Source organism: Streptomyces sp. NPDC001549 (assembly GCF_042894025.1).
In the GTDB taxonomy this organism is placed as follows: Bacteria; Actinomycetota; Actinomycetes; order Streptomycetales; family Streptomycetaceae; genus Streptomyces; species Streptomyces kutzneri.
Window position 1 is genome coordinate 14,590 of sequence record NZ_JBIAVJ010000029.1, and the last position, 14,576, is coordinate 29,165.

A 14,576-nucleotide genomic window follows, 5' to 3' on the forward strand; every position below is an offset into this window, starting at 1 on the left:
ATCGTATGCTCGGCCCATGACCACTCCGAGTGACGCTCCGACCGAAAACGCGATGCGCCGCGCGCTCCGGCGGGCCCGCGACGGCGTCGCGCTCGACGCGACCGAGGCGGCCGTACTCCTCCAGGCGTGCGGCGAGGACCTCAAGGACCTCGCCGCCTCCGCCGCACGGGTGAGGGACGCCGGGCTCGCCGCCGCCGGGCGGCCCGGTGTCATCACCTACTCCCGCAAGGTCTTCATCCCCCTCACCCGCCTCTGCCGCGACCGGTGCCACTACTGCACCTTCGTCACCGTCCCCGGGAAGCTCCGCAAGAGCGGCCACGGGATGTACCTGTCCCCCGACGAGGTCCTCGACATCGCCCGCCAGGGCGCGGCGATGGGCTGCAAGGAAGCGCTCTTCACCCTCGGCGACCGCCCCGAGGACCGCTGGCCCGAGGCCCGCGAGTGGCTCGACGCGCACGGCTACGACGACACCCTCGCCTACGTACGCGCCATGGCGATCCGGGTCCTGGAGGAGACCGGCCTGCTGCCGCACCTCAACCCCGGCGTCATGTCCTGGTCCGACCTCCAGCGGCTCAAGCCGGTCGCGCCCAGCATGGGCATGATGCTGGAGACCACCGCCACCCGCCTGTGGTCCGAGCCGGGCGGCCCCCACCACGGCTCCCCCGACAAGGACCCGGCCGTGCGGCTGCGGGTGCTGGAGGACGCGGGCCGCTCGAACGTCCCCTTCACCACCGGCGTGCTGATCGGCATCGGCGAGTCCTACGAGGAGCGGGCGGACGCCTTCTTCGAGCTCCGGCGCGTCCAGCGCAGCTACCACGGCATCCAGGAGGTCATCGTCCAGAACTTCCGCGCCAAGCCGGACACCGCCATGCGCGGCATGCCGGACGCGGAGCTGGAGGAGCTGGCAGCCGCCATCGCCGTCGCCCGGCACATCCTGGGCCCGAGCGCGCGGATCCAGGCCCCGCCGAACCTGGTGGACGCCGAGTACGCGCTCCTCATCGGCGCGGGCATCGACGACTGGGGCGGGGTCTCCCCGCTGACCCCCGACCACGTCAACCCCGAGCGTCCCTGGCCGCACATCGAGGAGCTGGCCGACCGGACCGCCGCCGCCGGCTTCGAGCTGCGCGAGCGCCTCACCATCTATCCGGAGTTCCTGCAGCGCGGCGAGCCCTGGCTGGACCCCCGGCTGCTGCCGCACGTACGGGCCCTGGCCGACCCGGAGACCGGGCTGGCCGACGAGAGCGCCACGGTCGAGGGCCGGCCGTGGCAGGAGCCGGACGAGGGCTTCACCGCGTACGGGCGCACCGATCTGCACGCCACCATCGACACCGAGGGCCGCACCGGCGACCGCCGCGACGACTTCGACGACGTGTACGGGGACTGGGAGGCGCTGCGGGAGGCGGCCGCGCCCGGCATGGTGGCCGAGCGCATCGACACCGACGTACGGGGCGCCCTCGCGCAGGCCGCCGACGATCCGACCAAGCTGACCGATGCGCAGGCGCTGGCGCTGCTCCACGCGGACGGCCCTGCCCTGGACGCGCTGTGCCGCATCGCCGACGACCTGCGCCGGTCGGTCGTGGGCGACGAGGTCACCTACATCGTCACGCGGAACATCAACTTCACCAACGTCTGCTACACCGGCTGCCGCTTCTGCGCCTTCGCCCAGCGCCGCACGGACGCCGACGCCTACACCCTCTCCCTCGACCAGGTCGCCGACCGGGCCGCCCAGGCCTGGGACGTGGGTGCGGTCGAGGTGTGCATGCAGGGCGGCATCCACCCGGACCTGCCCGGCACGGCCTACTTCGACATCGCGCGCGCGGTGAAGCAGCGCGTCCCCGGCATGCACGTGCACGCCTTCTCGCCGATGGAGGTGGTCAACGGGGCGACCCGCACGGGGATGTCCGTACGGGACTGGCTGACGGCGGCCAAGGAGGCGGGCCTGGATTCGATCCCGGGTACGGCGGCGGAGATCCTGGACGACGAGGTCCGCTGGGTGCTGACCAAGGGCAAGCTGCCGACGGCGGACTGGATCGACGTCATCACCACCGCGCACGAGCTCGGGATCCGCTCCTCGTCCACGATGATGTACGGGCACGTGGACCAGCCGCGGCACTGGCTCGGCCACTTCCGCACGCTGTCGCGCATCCAACAGCAGACCGGTGGTTTCACGGAGTTCGTCACGCTCCCCTTCATCCACACCAACGCGCCCGTGTACCTGGCGGGCATCGCGCGGCCGGGTCCGACGGTCCGCGACAACCGCGCGGTGACGGCGATGGCCCGGATCCTGCTGCACCCGCACATCCCCAACATCCAGACGAGTTGGGTGAAGCTGGGGGCCGAGGGCGCGGCCGAGATGCTCCGGTCCGGGGCGAACGACCTGGGCGGGACGCTGATGGAGGAGACCATCTCGCGCATGGCCGGGTCGAGTTACGGCTCGTACAAGTCGGTGCAGGACCTGATCGCCGTGGCCGAGGCGGCCGGGCGGCCCGCGAAGGCCCGTACGACGCTGTACGGGGAGGTGCCGCAGGAGCGGCAGGAGGCGGCCCGCGCCTCGGACGGGCACCTGCCCGAGCTGCTCCCCGTACTGGACTGAGTGCCGGGGAGGGGGATCCCGGCCACCCGGCCGGTGATCCCCTTCCCCCGCCGGCGCAGAGCCGGATCAGCCGACCAGGAGGTCCTTCTTCAGCTCCTTCAGCTCGCGGGCGTCGATGCCGAGCCCGTCCTTGAGGTAGCGGTCGAAGGAGCCGTACTTCGCCTTGACCTCGTCGTAGCCCGCGTTCAGGTACTCGGGGCGCAGGTCGAGCAGCGGCTTGTAGACGGCGGCCTGCTGGGCGGGCAGGTGGGAGAGGATCGCGTCGTTGGCGGCCTTGCGGTAGTCGTTGCTGGCCAGGTAGTCGGCCTCGACGGTCTCGCGGGGCACGCCGAGGGCGGTCAGCAGGGTGGCGTTGGCCCAGCCGGTACGGTCCTTGCCGGCCGTGCAGTGGAAGAGGACGGAGCGGCTGCGGTCGCGGCGAGGAGGGCCTTCTTCATGGCTCCGAGGCTGGGCGGCTGCGGAGAACGTCCGATGAACGAGGCGTGACCGAAAACGACCGGCTCGAAGGCAACTGACAAAACGTGCTACCTACCGGGTCGCGGCCGGAAGTGTTCGGATTCTGGCCGATCTACGCTCACTTACGCGCCCCTTGGCCGACCGCTTCCGGATTCGACCGATCCTGTCCACTACAGTGCGGGTTCGCGTGCGCGGCGGGTACGGGCAGGGGCGCCGGGCATCGAGTGGACTGGGCAGCGGGGGGCGCGGTGCCGGGGATGGACGCAGTGAACGGTACGAACGACACGGGCTCGGCGACGGGCCCCGGCCCGGTCCCTGGCGGCCACGGCCATGCAACCGCCGCCGCCGGTACCGGTGCGTCGGCCACCCCCGTCCCGGGCGAGAACCCGGCCGCCGGCGCCCCTGCCATCTCCCTGCACGCCCCCGCCCCCACCGGCCCGGCAGGCGGCCACGGCCCCGCGGGCGGCCCCGACCTGGCCGGCGGCCATCGCCCGGCGGGCGGATCCGCCATCCCCGGCGGCCAAGGCCGGGCAGGCACAGGACCCGCCGTCCCGGGCGGCGCCGGCCGTCTGGCCACCGCCCCCGCGGGCGGCCCGGGCGCGAGCCCGGCGGGCGGCGGCCCGGCCGGGTCCGCGCACGGCCCCGGAGGCACCGGCCACGCGGCCACCACCCCCGCGCACGCCCCCGGCCGCGGCGGCGCGGGACCGGCCCCCGCCGGGGCGAACCGTACGCTCGGCCGCGGCATCGCCACCGGCCTCTGGGGCCGCGTCGAGCAGCAGGACTTCCGCAGCCGCGTCCGCGGCACCCTCCTCGGCTCCGCCCTCGGCGACGCCCTCGGCGCACCCGCCGCCGGCCTCTCCCTCGCCGCCCTCCGCGAGGCCCACGGCCCGGACGGCCTGACCGGTCCGGCCCCCGCCCTCGGGCGCCGCGGCCGGGTCACCGCCGCCACCCAGCTCACCCTCTTCACCGTGGACGGGCTGATCCGGGCCCACGTACGCCGCGACACCGGCGCCTGGCACCCGCCCACCGACCTCCACCACGCGTACCTGCGCTGGGCCGCCACCCAGCACGACTGGGGCCCCGACGAGCGCCGCAAGGACAACGGCTGGCTCGCGCAGGAGGAATGGCTCTACGCCCGCCGCGCCCCGCACCGCGCCTGCCTGACCGGCTTCGCCGACGACGTCCTCGGCACCCTCGACCAGCCGAAGAACCCCGCCGCCCGCGACGCGGCCGCCGCCGCCCGCTCGGCGCCCTTCGGGCTGCTGGTCGGCTGGGAGCCCGCCCTCGTCCTCCAGCTGTCCGTCGAATGCGCCGCGCAGAGCCACGGCCACCCCACCGCCACCCTCTCCGCCGGAGCCGTCGCCGTCATCGTCCACGGCCTGATCCGCGGCGACTCCCTCGACTCCGCCGTCCAGCGCGCCCTGGGCCTGCTCGGCGCCCGCCCCGGGCACCAGCCCGTCACGGACGCACTCCAGCGCGCCCTGGCCGCCGTCACCCAGGGCTCGCCCGGCCCCGAGGCTGTCGCGGCCCTCGCCCCCGACGAGGCGGGAGACGGGACCGACGCCACCGACGCCCTCGCCGCCGCCGTCTACTGCGCCCTGGTCGCCGAGGACGTCCCGCAGGGCCTGCGCCTCGCCGTCAACCACGGCGGCGACTCCATCGCCGCCGGCGCCCTGTGCGGGGCCCTGCTCGGCGCCCTGCACGGCGAGACGGCCCTCCCGGCCGCCTGGCTCGCCGAGCTCGAAGGCCGCGCCGCGCTGCTGGAACTCGCCGACGACTTCGCCCTGGAACTGACCCAGGGACCGAGCCTGCACGGCCCCACCGCCTCCTCCCCGGGCTGGCTGGCCCGCTACCCGCGCGGCTGAACCGCGCCCCCGGCATCTGACGCCCCCTCAACATTCGAGGGCCCAGCCCGTACCGTGGCGGGTCCCACGTCTCGGAGGTGCCAGAACACATGCGGATCGCCACGACCATCTTCCTCACCGACCGCACCATCTCCCCCGTCCGGCTGGCCCACAGCCTCGAAGAGCGCGGCTTCTCCGGCCTCTACCTCCCGGAGCACACCCACATCCCGGTCAGCCGCGAAACCGCCGCCCCCATGGGCGGCGACCTCCCCGAGATGTACGGGCGCACCCTCGACCCCTTCGTCGCCCTCGGCCAGGCCGCCGCCGTCACCGAACGGCTCCACCTCGGCACCGGCATCACCCTGGTCGCCCAGCACGACCCGATCGGCCTCGCCAAGCAGGTCGCCACCCTGGACCACCTCTCCCACGGCCGATTCACCCTCGGCATCGGCTACGGCTGGAACGTCGAGGAGGCCGCCGACCACGGCGTCGAGTGGCCCACCCGCCGCGACCTGGTCCGCGACCGGATGGCGCTGATGCGCGCCCTGTGGTCCCCCGAGCCCACCGCGTACGTCGGCCAGTACTGCTCCGTCCAGGCCAGCACCGCCTACCCGAAGCCGGCCCAGGCCCCGCGCGAACTCGGCCCCGGTGTGCCCCTGTACGGCCCGCGCACCCTGATCGGCGGCGCGGCCGGCCCCAAGCTCTTCGCCGCCATCGCCGACCACGCCGACGGCTGGCTCCCCATCGGCGGCGGCGGCCTCACCCAGTCCCTCCCGGTGCTGCGCCAGATCTGGGAGACGGCCGGGCGCGACCCGAAGTCCCTCCAGGTGGTCCCGTACGCGGTCCAGCCCACCCCCGGCAAGATGAGCCGCTACGCCGACCTCGGCATCGAGGAGGTCGTCCTCCAGCTCCCCTCGGCCGCGAAGCCGGAAGTCCTGCGCACCCTGGACGAGTTCGCCCAGTACCTCTGACGGGGCCGGGGCGGGCCGGTCCCGAAAACCCCTCGACGGCGCGCCACCGCCCTGCCGATCATGACGCCATGACGAACCGAGGGGCGGACGGCGTGGACCGGGACATCGAGAACCAGTGGACGGCCCTCCCGGCGGGCATCCGCACCCAGGCCGACGGATACGTCCTCCAGGACCGCCTCATGCAGGCGGTCAAGCTGGTCTGGGAGGCGGGCCGCGTCCGGGGCATCGGCCTGCGGGAGGCCCAGGAGATCGTCCACCTGCGCTACGTCCACTTCGGTGACCGGGTGGCCCGCACCCCCGACGATCCGCTCGACCTGGACTCGCTCGCCGCCCTCGCCGAGGGCATCCCGAGCCGGGTGGTGGCGATCGAGGCGATCTGGGACGGGGACACCGTCCACGACTGGTTCGTGAACCTGCTGGCCATCATGGAGGTACCGGCGGGGCCGAGCGGGCAGAGCGGGCAGAAGTGCCTCGCCACGATCTACTGGGGCGCGGCGGAACGCGCCCTGGACGGCGCCGACACCGGCGGCCTCCACCCCTCGGCGGCGGCCGCCACCCGCGCGGGCACCGCCCTGGCCGCCCACCTCGGTGTGCCGTTCCACTTCGCCAGCCCCGACACCCCGGACGACGAGGCGCCCCGCTGGCGCCCCTGAACGGCGGCCCGGCGGCTCAGGGCGCCGGGAGCCCGGGCATCCCGTCCACCAGCACCACCACACCGACCACGTCCCCGTCGGCGGACCTGCCCACCCAGACGGGATGCCCCCCGTCCGAGGTCACCGCGAACGCGGCCAGCTCGGCGCCGGAGGACGGCTCACGGGTCCGCACGAGGAACATGGAGAGAGGATCGGCGTTCGCCTCGTCCGTGTCCGGACCGCCGCTCTGCATCGCCCGGTCGAAGAGCGCCTGGAGCGCCACCCACTCCTTGGCATCGGCGAAGGCACCCGTCGCGCCGTCCGTGGAGAAGCAGTACACCTCACCCTCGCCGAGCAGCCGCGGGTCGTCCTCCGGCGCCGTGAGCATCTCCCAGGAAGCCGCGGGCGTCTCGCTCACGCACAGCCGGACCGCCGAGGTCTCCGTGCAGTCCACCCAGCACTCGTCGTACATGCAGTGGTACCCGTAGCTGATCCGCGCCTCTTCGAGCGGGTACTCACCGGGCGGGACGGCCACGGTCAGGCGCGGCCCCCTGCCGTCCAGCGGGCAGTCGATGCCCAGCAGTCCGCTCGGCACGTTCAGGGTCCCGCTCCGCACCGGCGCGACGACGGTCATCTCGGGGTACTGCGACGAGGTCATCCGCGTCCCGGGCCGGAACAGCGCGTCCAGCGGCCCGGACTCGCCCGGCCGGGGAGCCCGCCAGCGGTCGGCGGGCTCGCACTCCGGATCCGCGCCCGGTCGCACCACGGCCATCTCTCGGACGGCGACCGGCTCCGCCGGCCCGTGCACCTGCGCCGAGAGCAAGGGCCAGCCCCCGAACTCCGGGCGTTCCATCCACCGCTGCTCCTCGGTGACCTCGGCCGTGGTCTGCCTCGATCCCCCGTGGGAGCCCTTCGGTTCCTGCACCAGACGGCCCCGGCCGTCGGGGTACAGGGTCACGGTGGTCCGGGCGGCCTTCTTGTCGAACTCCGGCACCTCGGGCCCGGCATAGCCCCAACAGCGCGTCCGCCGGGTCAGCAGCCGGTCCCCGTCCAGGAGCCGGTAATCGACCTCATGGGTGCGGCGGCCCTGATCGTCGTAGACCCAGAGGCCCACATGGTGCTCCTGCCAGGAGACGAGCCTGACTTCGAGCGGAGCGTCCCGGCCGGGTGTCCGGTACTCGGCGACGTACGGCAGGCCGGCCGCGTCCCGCTCCCGCGCCGCCTCGGCGGTCAGCGGCCGCCACGGCGTACGGGTCGCCAGGTCCCAGCCCTCCGCGTACCCCAACTCGACGACCATCCCCGCCACCGCCCGCTCTCACCCGTTCCTGCACCTGATCGCAAGGTAGCGGCCACCACCGACAGCGCCGCGGGCGGCTACGGCCGCACCCCCGCGCGGTGCGTCAGCTCGGCCCAGACCGTCTTGCCGATCAGCCGGTCCATGACCCCCCAGTCGGCGGCGACGGCGTCGACGATGCGGAGCCCGTAGCCGGATTCGGCCTGATAGGCGTGCGGCCGCACGGCGGGCCGGCGGTCGCGGCGGGCGTCGGAGACCTCGACGCGCAGGACCCCCTCCAGCAGGGTCATCCGCAGCTCGAAGTCCCGCCCGGGCACCCGCCCGTGGACGACGGCGTTGGCGGCGAGCTCGGCCACGAGGAGCCCTGCGTCGGCGGAGAGCGCGGTGGACTCCGGGATGCCCCAGTCGTGGAGTTCCACGAGGGCCAGCTGGCGGGCGAGGCGGGCCCCGCGCCGGGTGCAGCTGAAACGCTGAGTGAACACGCGTACGAGGGTCCGGGCGGGGCCGGAAGGTGCGGTCATGGCGCCAACATCCCGCCTGGCCAGGGTCGTTCGACACCAACCGGACTCGTACAAACCAACTGTACGAGTTCACTCCCTGGACAGGGTGAGTCACGGTGCGTGAACATTTCTCGCGGAGGTGACCGCCATGGTGAGTGCCGACGACAGCGGTGACGGCGAGGTCGAACCGGATGACAACCTGCGCAGCTTCGGCGAGACGGTCAAGGCCTCCCGCCGACGGGCCGGCCTGACCCAGGAGCAACTGGCCCGGCTGATCGGGTACTCGGTCCAGTACGTCGGCTCGGTGGAACAGGGCCGCCGCCATCCGTCGCAGAAGTTCGTGAACAAGACCGACTCGGTCCTGAACGCCTTCGGCGTGATCATCATCGCGGCGCGGCAGCTGTCGCGGCGACGGGGGCTGGCGACGTGGTTCCGGCGGTGGGCGGAGCTGGAGGATGGCGCCGTCATCCTCAACACGTACGAGTGCCGGTCCGTTCCGGGGCTGCTGCAGACCGAGGCCTACGCGCGGGCCCTGGTGGACGACGTCCTGCCGCCGCCGACCCCGGAAGAGGTCGAGTCCCGCATCACGGCCCGGCTGGAGCGCCAGCAACTCCTGCACCGCACCCCGTACACGGTCTTCAGCTTCATCATCGACGAGGCCGTGATCCTGAGGCAGACCGGCGGACCGGAGGTGACCCGCGAGCTGATCGACCACCTTCTGCGCTGCGGGCAACTCCCCAACGTGGACCTGCAGATCATGCCGCTGGTGAGCCCCCAACACGCGGGCCTGGGAGGCGCCTTTCAGCTCCTCGAAACCCAGGACAACGAGTGGATGGGTTACAGCGAAGGGCAGCAGTCAGGTCGTGTGCTGTCCGACCCGAAAGACGTCAGTCTCCTCCACCAGCGGTATGCCAAACTTCGCATCCAGGCCCTCAATCCCGCGGACAGCGCGGGCCTGTTGATGCGATTGCGAGGATCCCTGTGAACAGCTCCCAGCTGCGGTGGTTCAAGAGCAGTTACAGCAGCGGCGACGGCGACAGCTGCATCGAGGTCGCCCTCTCCTGGCCCAAGTCCACGTACAGCGGCAGCGAGGGCGACGACTGCGTCGAGGTCGCCGCCTGTGCGGACGTCGTCCATGTCCGGGACTCCAAGGTGACGGCCGGTCCCGAGCTGGCCGTCGCGGCCGCGAGCTGGGGGGCCTTCTTGGCCGGGGTCACGGCAGGTTCCTGACGCGGCACGCCCGAATGACAGAGGGTGACCGCCATTGGGGTGAAACACCGTTTCCCGTGAACTCTCCGTGATGTTGAGCCGGTCGCGTGCCGTCTGTCCGGCGCGTCGATCGAACTTCTTAGGAGAGTGTCATGCGTATTCGCTCTGCCCTGACGGCGTCCGTCCTGGCTGCCGGCATCCTGCTGGGCGGCGCCGGCGCGGCCCTGGCCAACGACGGTGTCGACATCGATTACTTCTCCGGCGGCCACAAGGCCTTCGCGTCCACCTGCTCCTCCTTCGCCGGCATCCCGGCGAAGATCGGCCCCCTGTGGGCCGCGAACTGCGTGGCCGAGGGCGAGAAGGAGTGGGCCGAGTTCCACCACCTGGGCGCCTGACGCCCGGCACTCGCCGGCCGGGGGCCCGCCACGCGGGCCCCCGGCCGGCGGGGCGGCCGTGCACCGGACGCCCGAACCACCCCCGCCCCGGCAGGGTTTCGTACGCTGGCGGGCATGATCGATTCACATACTCATGTCCGCGTCGCCCGGCCCTCCCTCGACCTGGCCGCCGCCGAGCGGTTCTACGTCGACGGGCTCGGGCTGGAAGTGCAGTGGCGGAGCGCCGAGAGCGTGGCCGGGGAACACGACCTGCTGATGGTCGGACCGGCCGGGGGCGGCTGGCACTTCGAGCTCACCCGGGACGCCTCGAACCCGATCCTGCCCGCGCCCACCGTCGACGACCTGTTCGTGGTCTATCTCGGCGAGGCCCCCGACGAGGCCCTCGTCCAGCGCCTGGTCGAGCACGGCGGAACCCGCGTCGCCGCCCACAACCCGTACTGGGACGAGTGGGGGGTCACCGTCGCCGACCCCGACGGCTACCGGCTGGTGCTCTGCTCCCGCACCTGGGGCCAGGCCGTCTCACCCTCGTAGGCTGACCTGCGGATACGTCGGACGAAGGGTGACACATGCACGGGCTGGACGCGGTGGCGGCACTTGCCGGGCTGATACCGGTGGCTCACGGGGTGGACGAGCGGATCGACTGGGACGAGGTCGAGGCGGCCTGGGGGACCCGGTTCCCCTCGGACTACGTGCGCTTCATGGAGGTGTACGGGTCGGGGGTGATCAGCGACGGGATCAGCGTCCTGCTGCCGGCGCTGCGGGCCGAGGGATACCCGTACCGGGACGGCCCGGGGTTGCGGGACGAGACGGAGAACGCCCGCGAGACCTGGGAGATGTGCCGCGACGACGCCGACTTCGACGTGGACCCCGAGTCCATCGTGGCCTGGGCCGTGACCTCGGGGGCGGACATCTACTGCTGGGTAACCACGGACGCCGACCCGGACCGATGGCCGGTCCTGGTCTGCGGACGGCACACCAACCCCGAGATGCAGTTGCACCCCCTCGGCATGGCGGCGTTCCTGAACGGGCTCCTGGGGGACCCGGAGTTTCGGAAGAACAAGATCAGCGTGGTGCTGAGCGACGAGGTGTCCTTCGTCAACTGGCGCAACAGGAAGCGCGTTTCATCCGGCGGACCCGCCTGAGCGGTTCGGGCCCCCGAGGGCCGGGTAGTCGGTGTAGCCCTCCGGGCCCTGTACGTGCATCAGGAACTCCGGGCGGATCTCGTTGAGCGGTGCGCCCGTGCGCAGCCGCTCGACGAAGTCGGGGTTGGCGAGGAAACCCCGGCCCAGTGCCACGAGATCGGCGCCCTCGGACAGCAGGCGTTCGCCCCGCCGCTTGCCGCCGTCGGCCGCGACCTCCTCGCGGGAGAGCGCCGGGTTGGCGATCAGGGTGCCGGGCCAGTCCCGGCGGATCTGCGCGAAGGCGGGCCGGTCGGGGTCGGCGTGGACCTGGTGCAGGTAGACCGGCGCCAGCTCGGCCAGGGCTTTGACCAGGGCCGGGTAGATCTCCTCGGTGTCGCCCTCCTCGATCCCGTTGACGTTCACCCCGGGCGAGATGCGTACGCCGACCCGCTCCGGGCCGATGGCCTCGGCGACGGCCCGGACCACCTCGACGGTGAAACGGATGCGGTTCCGGGCGGAGCCGCCCCACTCGTCGGTACGGCGATTGGTGTTGCGCGCGAGGAACTGGTGCAGCAGGTGGCCGTTGGCGGAGTGCACCTCCACCCCGGCGAAGCCCGCCTCGACGGCGCCCCGGGCCGCGCTCGCGAAGTCGGCCACCGTGGACCGGATGTCCTCGGCGGTCATGGCGCGCGGTACGACGCCGTCCCGGAGGCCGCCGGGGGTGTGCAGCTGCTCGGGGAACGGCACCGCGGACGGGGCGAGCGGCACCTGCCCGCTGGTCTCGGGGTGGCCGACCCGGCCGCCGTGCTGGAGCTGGAGGAACATCTCCCCGCCACCGGCGGCCCGTACGGCCTCGGTGACCCGGCGCCAGCCGGCGATCTGCGCCGGGGTGTGGATGCCGGGGATGTGCGGGTAGGTCTGCCCGGCGGCGTTCGGGGTGCTGGCCTCGGCGATGATCAGGCCGGCCGAGGCGCGCTGCGCGTAGTACGTGGCCATGAGTGCGCCGGGGACGCCGTCGGCCCCGGCGCGGTTACGGGTCAGCGGGGCCATCACCAGGCGGCTGGGCAGTTCCAGGCCGCCGAGGCGGGCGGATTCGAAGAGGCGGGAGGCGGCGGGACCGTGCTGTGTCTGCGTCATGCCGGTACCGTAAAAGCTGACACTGGTGTCAGGTTCAAGGGCTGGGGTGGGCATGCGGATCGGTGAACTGGCGGCGCGCACCGGGGTCGGTGAGCGTTCGCTGCGCTACTACGAGCAGCAGGGCCTGCTCGCTTCGGACCGGACGCCCGGCGGTCACCGGGACTTCCCCGAGCGGGCGGTCGACCGGGTCATCCGGATCCAGGAGCTGTACGCGGCCGGCCTGCACAGCGCGAAGATCGCACAGATCCTGCCCTGCATGCGGGACGAGGACGGCGGCCCGTCGGTGCGCGCCACCCCGGCGCTGGTGGCCGAACTGGCCACGGAGCGGGAGCGGATCGACCGGATGATCGGCGATCTGATCCGCTCCCGCGAGGTGCTGGACGAAGTGATCGAGGCGGCGGCGGGCCGCCCGGCCTGATCAGCAGGATCGGCAGGATCGGCAGGATCGGCAGGACGCCCCCCAAGTGGCCGGCTCCGGAAGGCCTTCGGGGGTTGACGTGGGGACGGGCGGCGCGTGTCGCATCGTTGGACGTCCAGGGCGGTGCGGTGGAGGCCGGCTCGGCTGCCCGCGGAAGGGGGCTCTGGGAGACCCAGGTTGATCTGGCCCTGGCTGGCCCGAGGACTGGTGGCGAAGCTGTGGTCATGACCGACAGCAAGAGTGATGTGACCGGCTTCCACGACCGTGTCGTCCTGATCACCGGCGGAACCAGCGGGATGGGCCTGGCAACCGCACGTCTGCTCCTGGAAGCCGGCGCCCGTATCGTCATCACCGGCCGCGACGATGCCCGCCTCGACCGCGCAGCCGAACAATTGGACGAGGCGTCCGACCAGGGTGCCCGTCTGTTCACGGTCCGGGCCGACTCCGCCAGCCTCACCGATCTCGACCGCCTGGCCGCCCTGATCCGTGAACGATACGGACGTCTGGACGGGGTGTTCGCCAATGCCGGGGTCGGCGTGTTCCAGCGCAGTGGCGAGGTCACCGAGCGGGACTTCGATCTCAGTGTGGACGTCAACTTCAAGGGGGTGTTCTTCACGGTCCAGAAGGTGCTGCCGCTGCTCGACGCGGCGGGTGGCGGATCCATCGTGATCAACGCCTCGTGGACCCTGCATCGGGGCCTGGCCGTCGCACCGGTGTATGCGGCCACGAAGGCTGCCGTCCACAATCTGGCCCGCACGCTGGGCAGTGATCTCGCCGGGCGCGGCATCCGGGTCAACTCGATCAGCCCGGGCTACATCGTCACCGAGATGTTCGATGCCGCCAACCCGGACTCTGCCTCGCACGATGCCATCCGCGCCCAGGTGCCGCTGAGGCGGCTCGGCCAGGCCCGGGACATCGCCGAGACCGTGGCTTTCCTCCTTTCCCCGCGGTCGTCCTACATCACCGCCCAGGACATCGTCGTCGACGGGGGCCTGGCGACCGCCGTCCCCGCCTCCTGACAGCGGGTGGCGGGCTGCCTGGCCCCGACAGGGCCAGGCAGCCGCCCGGCACGACCGGCGACAATCGCCGTATGAGCGCAGCCATCAGCCTGGGCGAGTTCCTCCGCACCCGCCGCTCCCTCCTGCACCTCGAAGACGTCGCCCTGCCGGACTTCGGGGGCCGGCGCCGGGTCGCGGGCCTGCGCCGCGAGGAGATCGCGCAGCTCGCCGGAGTAAGCGTCGACTACTACACCCGGATGGAACAGGGCCGCGTGCCCAACCCCTCGGGCGCGGTACTCGGCGCCCTCGCCCGCGCCCTGCGGCTGGACGGGGACGCCACCCGGCACTTGCACCGCCTCGCCCGACCGCAGTCCGCCGCCCGGCACGTTCCCCGGCGCCAGGCCCGGCCGCAACGCGTGCGCCCTATGCTCCAGCGGTTGCTGGACGATCTGGTGGACATGCCGGCGGTGGTGATGGGCCGACGCATGGACATACTGGCCTGGAATACGGCAGCGGTCGCCCTCTTCGGCGACTACGCGGATCTGGACCGGGCCGAGCGCAACATCGCCCGGATCACCTTCCTCGACGAGACGTCCCGGGAGCTGTATGCGGACTGGACCTCCTGCGCCCGCGAGAACGTGGCCTACCTCCACCTGGACGCAGGACGGCACCCCGAGGACCCGATGCTGGCGAGCTTGATCGGCGAACTGTCGATGAAGAGCGAGGACTTCCGCCGCTGGTGGGCCGAGCATCCAGTGCAGGACAAGACCTCGGGTACCAAGCGATTCCACCATCCGGTGGTCGGCGATCTGGAACTCGCCTACGAGACCCTGCGCCCAGCGGACGACCCGGATCAGGCTTTGATCACGTATGGCGCCGAGCCGGGCAGCCCCTCGCACGACGCCCTGCGGATGCTGCTGGCCTGGGCCACCGAGACCCCTTCCCCCATGCCGGCCGACGACCGCGCGCGCTGACCTTCCGGGCAGGTCCGGACGATCTGCCGGCCCG

Annotated in this window: 15 protein-coding genes and 1 pseudogene; 12 read left to right on the forward strand and 4 right to left on the reverse strand. The window is 72.7% G+C overall.

Features of this window, described 5'->3' with window-relative positions; translation table 11 throughout:
- Window positions 1–16 precede the first annotated feature (16 nt).
- Window positions 17–2,593, forward strand: a complete 2,577-nt coding sequence (locus ACFY04_RS35140; protein ID WP_389123331.1) for a bifunctional FO biosynthesis protein CofGH — start codon at window positions 17–19, stop codon at window positions 2,591–2,593.
- Window positions 2,594–2,659: 66 nt separating this feature from the next.
- On the opposite strand, the pseudogene ACFY04_RS35145 reads toward ACFY04_RS35140, so the two are convergent.
- A pseudogene (locus ACFY04_RS35145) lies at window positions 2,660–2,989 on the reverse strand (tyrosine-protein phosphatase); the annotation flags it as partial.
- An 803-nt stretch (window positions 2,990–3,792) separates the two neighbouring features.
- Here ACFY04_RS35145 and ACFY04_RS35150 point away from each other — a divergent pair.
- From ACFY04_RS35150 to ACFY04_RS35160, 3 genes are all read left to right on the forward strand, one after another.
- Complete coding sequence (locus ACFY04_RS35150) at window positions 3,793–4,914, forward strand: ADP-ribosylglycohydrolase family protein (RefSeq protein WP_389123539.1); 1,122 nt, start codon at window positions 3,793–3,795, stop codon at window positions 4,912–4,914.
- 89 nt (window positions 4,915–5,003) lie between these two features.
- Window positions 5,004–5,864 carry a TIGR03619 family F420-dependent LLM class oxidoreductase gene (locus ACFY04_RS35155; RefSeq protein ID WP_389123333.1) on the forward strand — a complete coding sequence of 287 codons (861 nt, stop codon included), beginning with the start codon at window positions 5,004–5,006 and terminating at the stop codon, window positions 5,862–5,864.
- Between the two features lie 68 nt (window positions 5,865–5,932).
- Entirely contained in the window at window positions 5,933–6,517 is a 585-nt protein-coding gene (locus tag ACFY04_RS35160) for a hypothetical protein (RefSeq protein ID WP_389123336.1), read from the forward strand.
- Between the two features lie 16 nt (window positions 6,518–6,533).
- Here ACFY04_RS35160 and ACFY04_RS35165 read toward each other — a convergent pair whose 3' ends face one another.
- Both ACFY04_RS35165 and ACFY04_RS35170 read right to left on the reverse strand, forming a co-directional pair.
- A complete protein-coding gene (locus ACFY04_RS35165; RefSeq protein WP_389123339.1) occupies window positions 6,534–7,793 on the reverse strand; it encodes a DUF4241 domain-containing protein in 1,260 nt (419 codons plus the stop codon).
- A gap of 77 nt (window positions 7,794–7,870) precedes the next feature.
- Entirely contained in the window at window positions 7,871–8,311 is a 441-nt protein-coding gene (locus ACFY04_RS35170) for an ATP-binding protein (RefSeq protein WP_389123340.1), read from the reverse strand.
- Window positions 8,312–8,438: 127 nt separating this feature from the next.
- On the opposite strand from ACFY04_RS35170, the gene ACFY04_RS35175 reads away from it, so the two are divergent.
- The 5 genes from ACFY04_RS35175 (at window position 8,439) to ACFY04_RS35195 (ending at window position 11,036) form a co-directional block, all read left to right on the forward strand.
- On the forward strand, window positions 8,439–9,275 hold the full coding sequence (locus ACFY04_RS35175; protein WP_389123342.1) for a Scr1 family TA system antitoxin-like transcriptional regulator: 837 nt from the start codon (window positions 8,439–8,441) through the stop codon (window positions 9,273–9,275).
- Window positions 9,272–9,520 carry a DUF397 domain-containing protein gene (locus tag ACFY04_RS35180; protein WP_389123345.1) on the forward strand — a complete coding sequence of 83 codons (249 nt, stop codon included), beginning with the start codon at window positions 9,272–9,274 and terminating at the stop codon, window positions 9,518–9,520. Before ACFY04_RS35175 ends, ACFY04_RS35180 begins: the two co-directional genes overlap by 4 nt.
- Before the next feature lie 131 nt (window positions 9,521–9,651).
- A complete protein-coding gene (locus ACFY04_RS35185) occupies window positions 9,652–9,894 on the forward strand; it encodes a hypothetical protein (protein WP_389123348.1) in 243 nt (80 codons plus the stop codon).
- A 114-nt stretch (window positions 9,895–10,008) separates the two neighbouring features.
- On the forward strand, window positions 10,009–10,425 hold the full coding sequence (locus tag ACFY04_RS35190; protein WP_389123350.1) for a VOC family protein: 417 nt from the start codon (window positions 10,009–10,011) through the stop codon (window positions 10,423–10,425).
- A 35-nt stretch (window positions 10,426–10,460) separates the two neighbouring features.
- The gene (locus ACFY04_RS35195; RefSeq protein WP_389123353.1) at window positions 10,461–11,036 is read left to right on the forward strand and encodes an SMI1/KNR4 family protein; all 576 of its coding nucleotides are present in this window, start codon (window positions 10,461–10,463) and stop codon (window positions 11,034–11,036) included.
- Here the strand turns inward: ACFY04_RS35195 and ACFY04_RS35200 are convergent.
- Window positions 11,016–12,152 (reverse strand): alkene reductase, encoded by a 1,137-nt coding sequence (locus tag ACFY04_RS35200; RefSeq protein WP_389123354.1) that lies wholly within the window; start codon window positions 12,150–12,152, stop codon window positions 11,016–11,018. The two genes, ACFY04_RS35195 and ACFY04_RS35200, sit on opposite strands and share 21 nt — an antisense overlap.
- A gap of 52 nt (window positions 12,153–12,204) precedes the next feature.
- On the opposite strand from ACFY04_RS35200, the gene ACFY04_RS35205 reads away from it, so the two are divergent.
- The 3 genes from ACFY04_RS35205 (at window position 12,205) to ACFY04_RS35215 (ending at window position 14,542) form a co-directional block, all read left to right on the forward strand.
- Window positions 12,205–12,570 carry a MerR family transcriptional regulator gene (locus ACFY04_RS35205; protein WP_327735920.1) on the forward strand — a complete coding sequence of 122 codons (366 nt, stop codon included), beginning with the start codon at window positions 12,205–12,207 and terminating at the stop codon, window positions 12,568–12,570.
- 107 nt (window positions 12,571–12,677) lie between these two features.
- Entirely contained in the window at window positions 12,678–13,589 is a 912-nt protein-coding gene (locus ACFY04_RS35210; RefSeq protein WP_389123357.1) for an SDR family NAD(P)-dependent oxidoreductase, read from the forward strand.
- A 71-nt stretch (window positions 13,590–13,660) separates the two neighbouring features.
- On the forward strand, window positions 13,661–14,542 hold the full coding sequence (locus tag ACFY04_RS35215; protein WP_389123359.1) for a helix-turn-helix transcriptional regulator: 882 nt from the start codon (window positions 13,661–13,663) through the stop codon (window positions 14,540–14,542).
- The last annotated feature ends 34 nt before the right edge of the window (window positions 14,543–14,576 follow it).

Bases quoted from the DNA above. Each gene is read 5' to 3' on its own strand.
- ACFY04_RS35195 (WP_389123353.1), top strand. From the start codon at position 10,461: ATGCACGGGCTGGACGCGGTGGCGGCACTTGCCGGGCTGATACCGGTG.
- ACFY04_RS35205 (WP_327735920.1), top strand. From the start codon at position 12,205: ATGCGGATCGGTGAACTGGCGGCGCGCACCGGGGTCGGTGAGCGTTCG.
- ACFY04_RS35140 (WP_389123331.1), top strand. From the start codon at position 17: ATGACCACTCCGAGTGACGCTCCGACCGAAAACGCGATGCGCCGCGCG.
- ACFY04_RS35185 (WP_389123348.1), top strand. From the start codon at position 9,652: ATGCGTATTCGCTCTGCCCTGACGGCGTCCGTCCTGGCTGCCGGCATC.
- ACFY04_RS35175 (WP_389123342.1), top strand. From the start codon at position 8,439: ATGGTGAGTGCCGACGACAGCGGTGACGGCGAGGTCGAACCGGATGAC.
- ACFY04_RS35170 (WP_389123340.1), bottom strand. From the start codon at position 8,311: ATGACCGCACCTTCCGGCCCCGCCCGGACCCTCGTACGCGTGTTCACT.
- ACFY04_RS35190 (WP_389123350.1), top strand. From the start codon at position 10,009: ATGATCGATTCACATACTCATGTCCGCGTCGCCCGGCCCTCCCTCGAC.
- ACFY04_RS35215 (WP_389123359.1), top strand. From the start codon at position 13,661: ATGAGCGCAGCCATCAGCCTGGGCGAGTTCCTCCGCACCCGCCGCTCC.
- ACFY04_RS35200 (WP_389123354.1), bottom strand. From the start codon at position 12,152: ATGACGCAGACACAGCACGGTCCCGCCGCCTCCCGCCTCTTCGAATCC.
- ACFY04_RS35165 (WP_389123339.1), bottom strand. From the start codon at position 7,793: ATGGTCGTCGAGTTGGGGTACGCGGAGGGCTGGGACCTGGCGACCCGT.
- ACFY04_RS35155 (WP_389123333.1), top strand. From the start codon at position 5,004: ATGCGGATCGCCACGACCATCTTCCTCACCGACCGCACCATCTCCCCC.
- ACFY04_RS35160 (WP_389123336.1), top strand. From the start codon at position 5,933: ATGACGAACCGAGGGGCGGACGGCGTGGACCGGGACATCGAGAACCAG.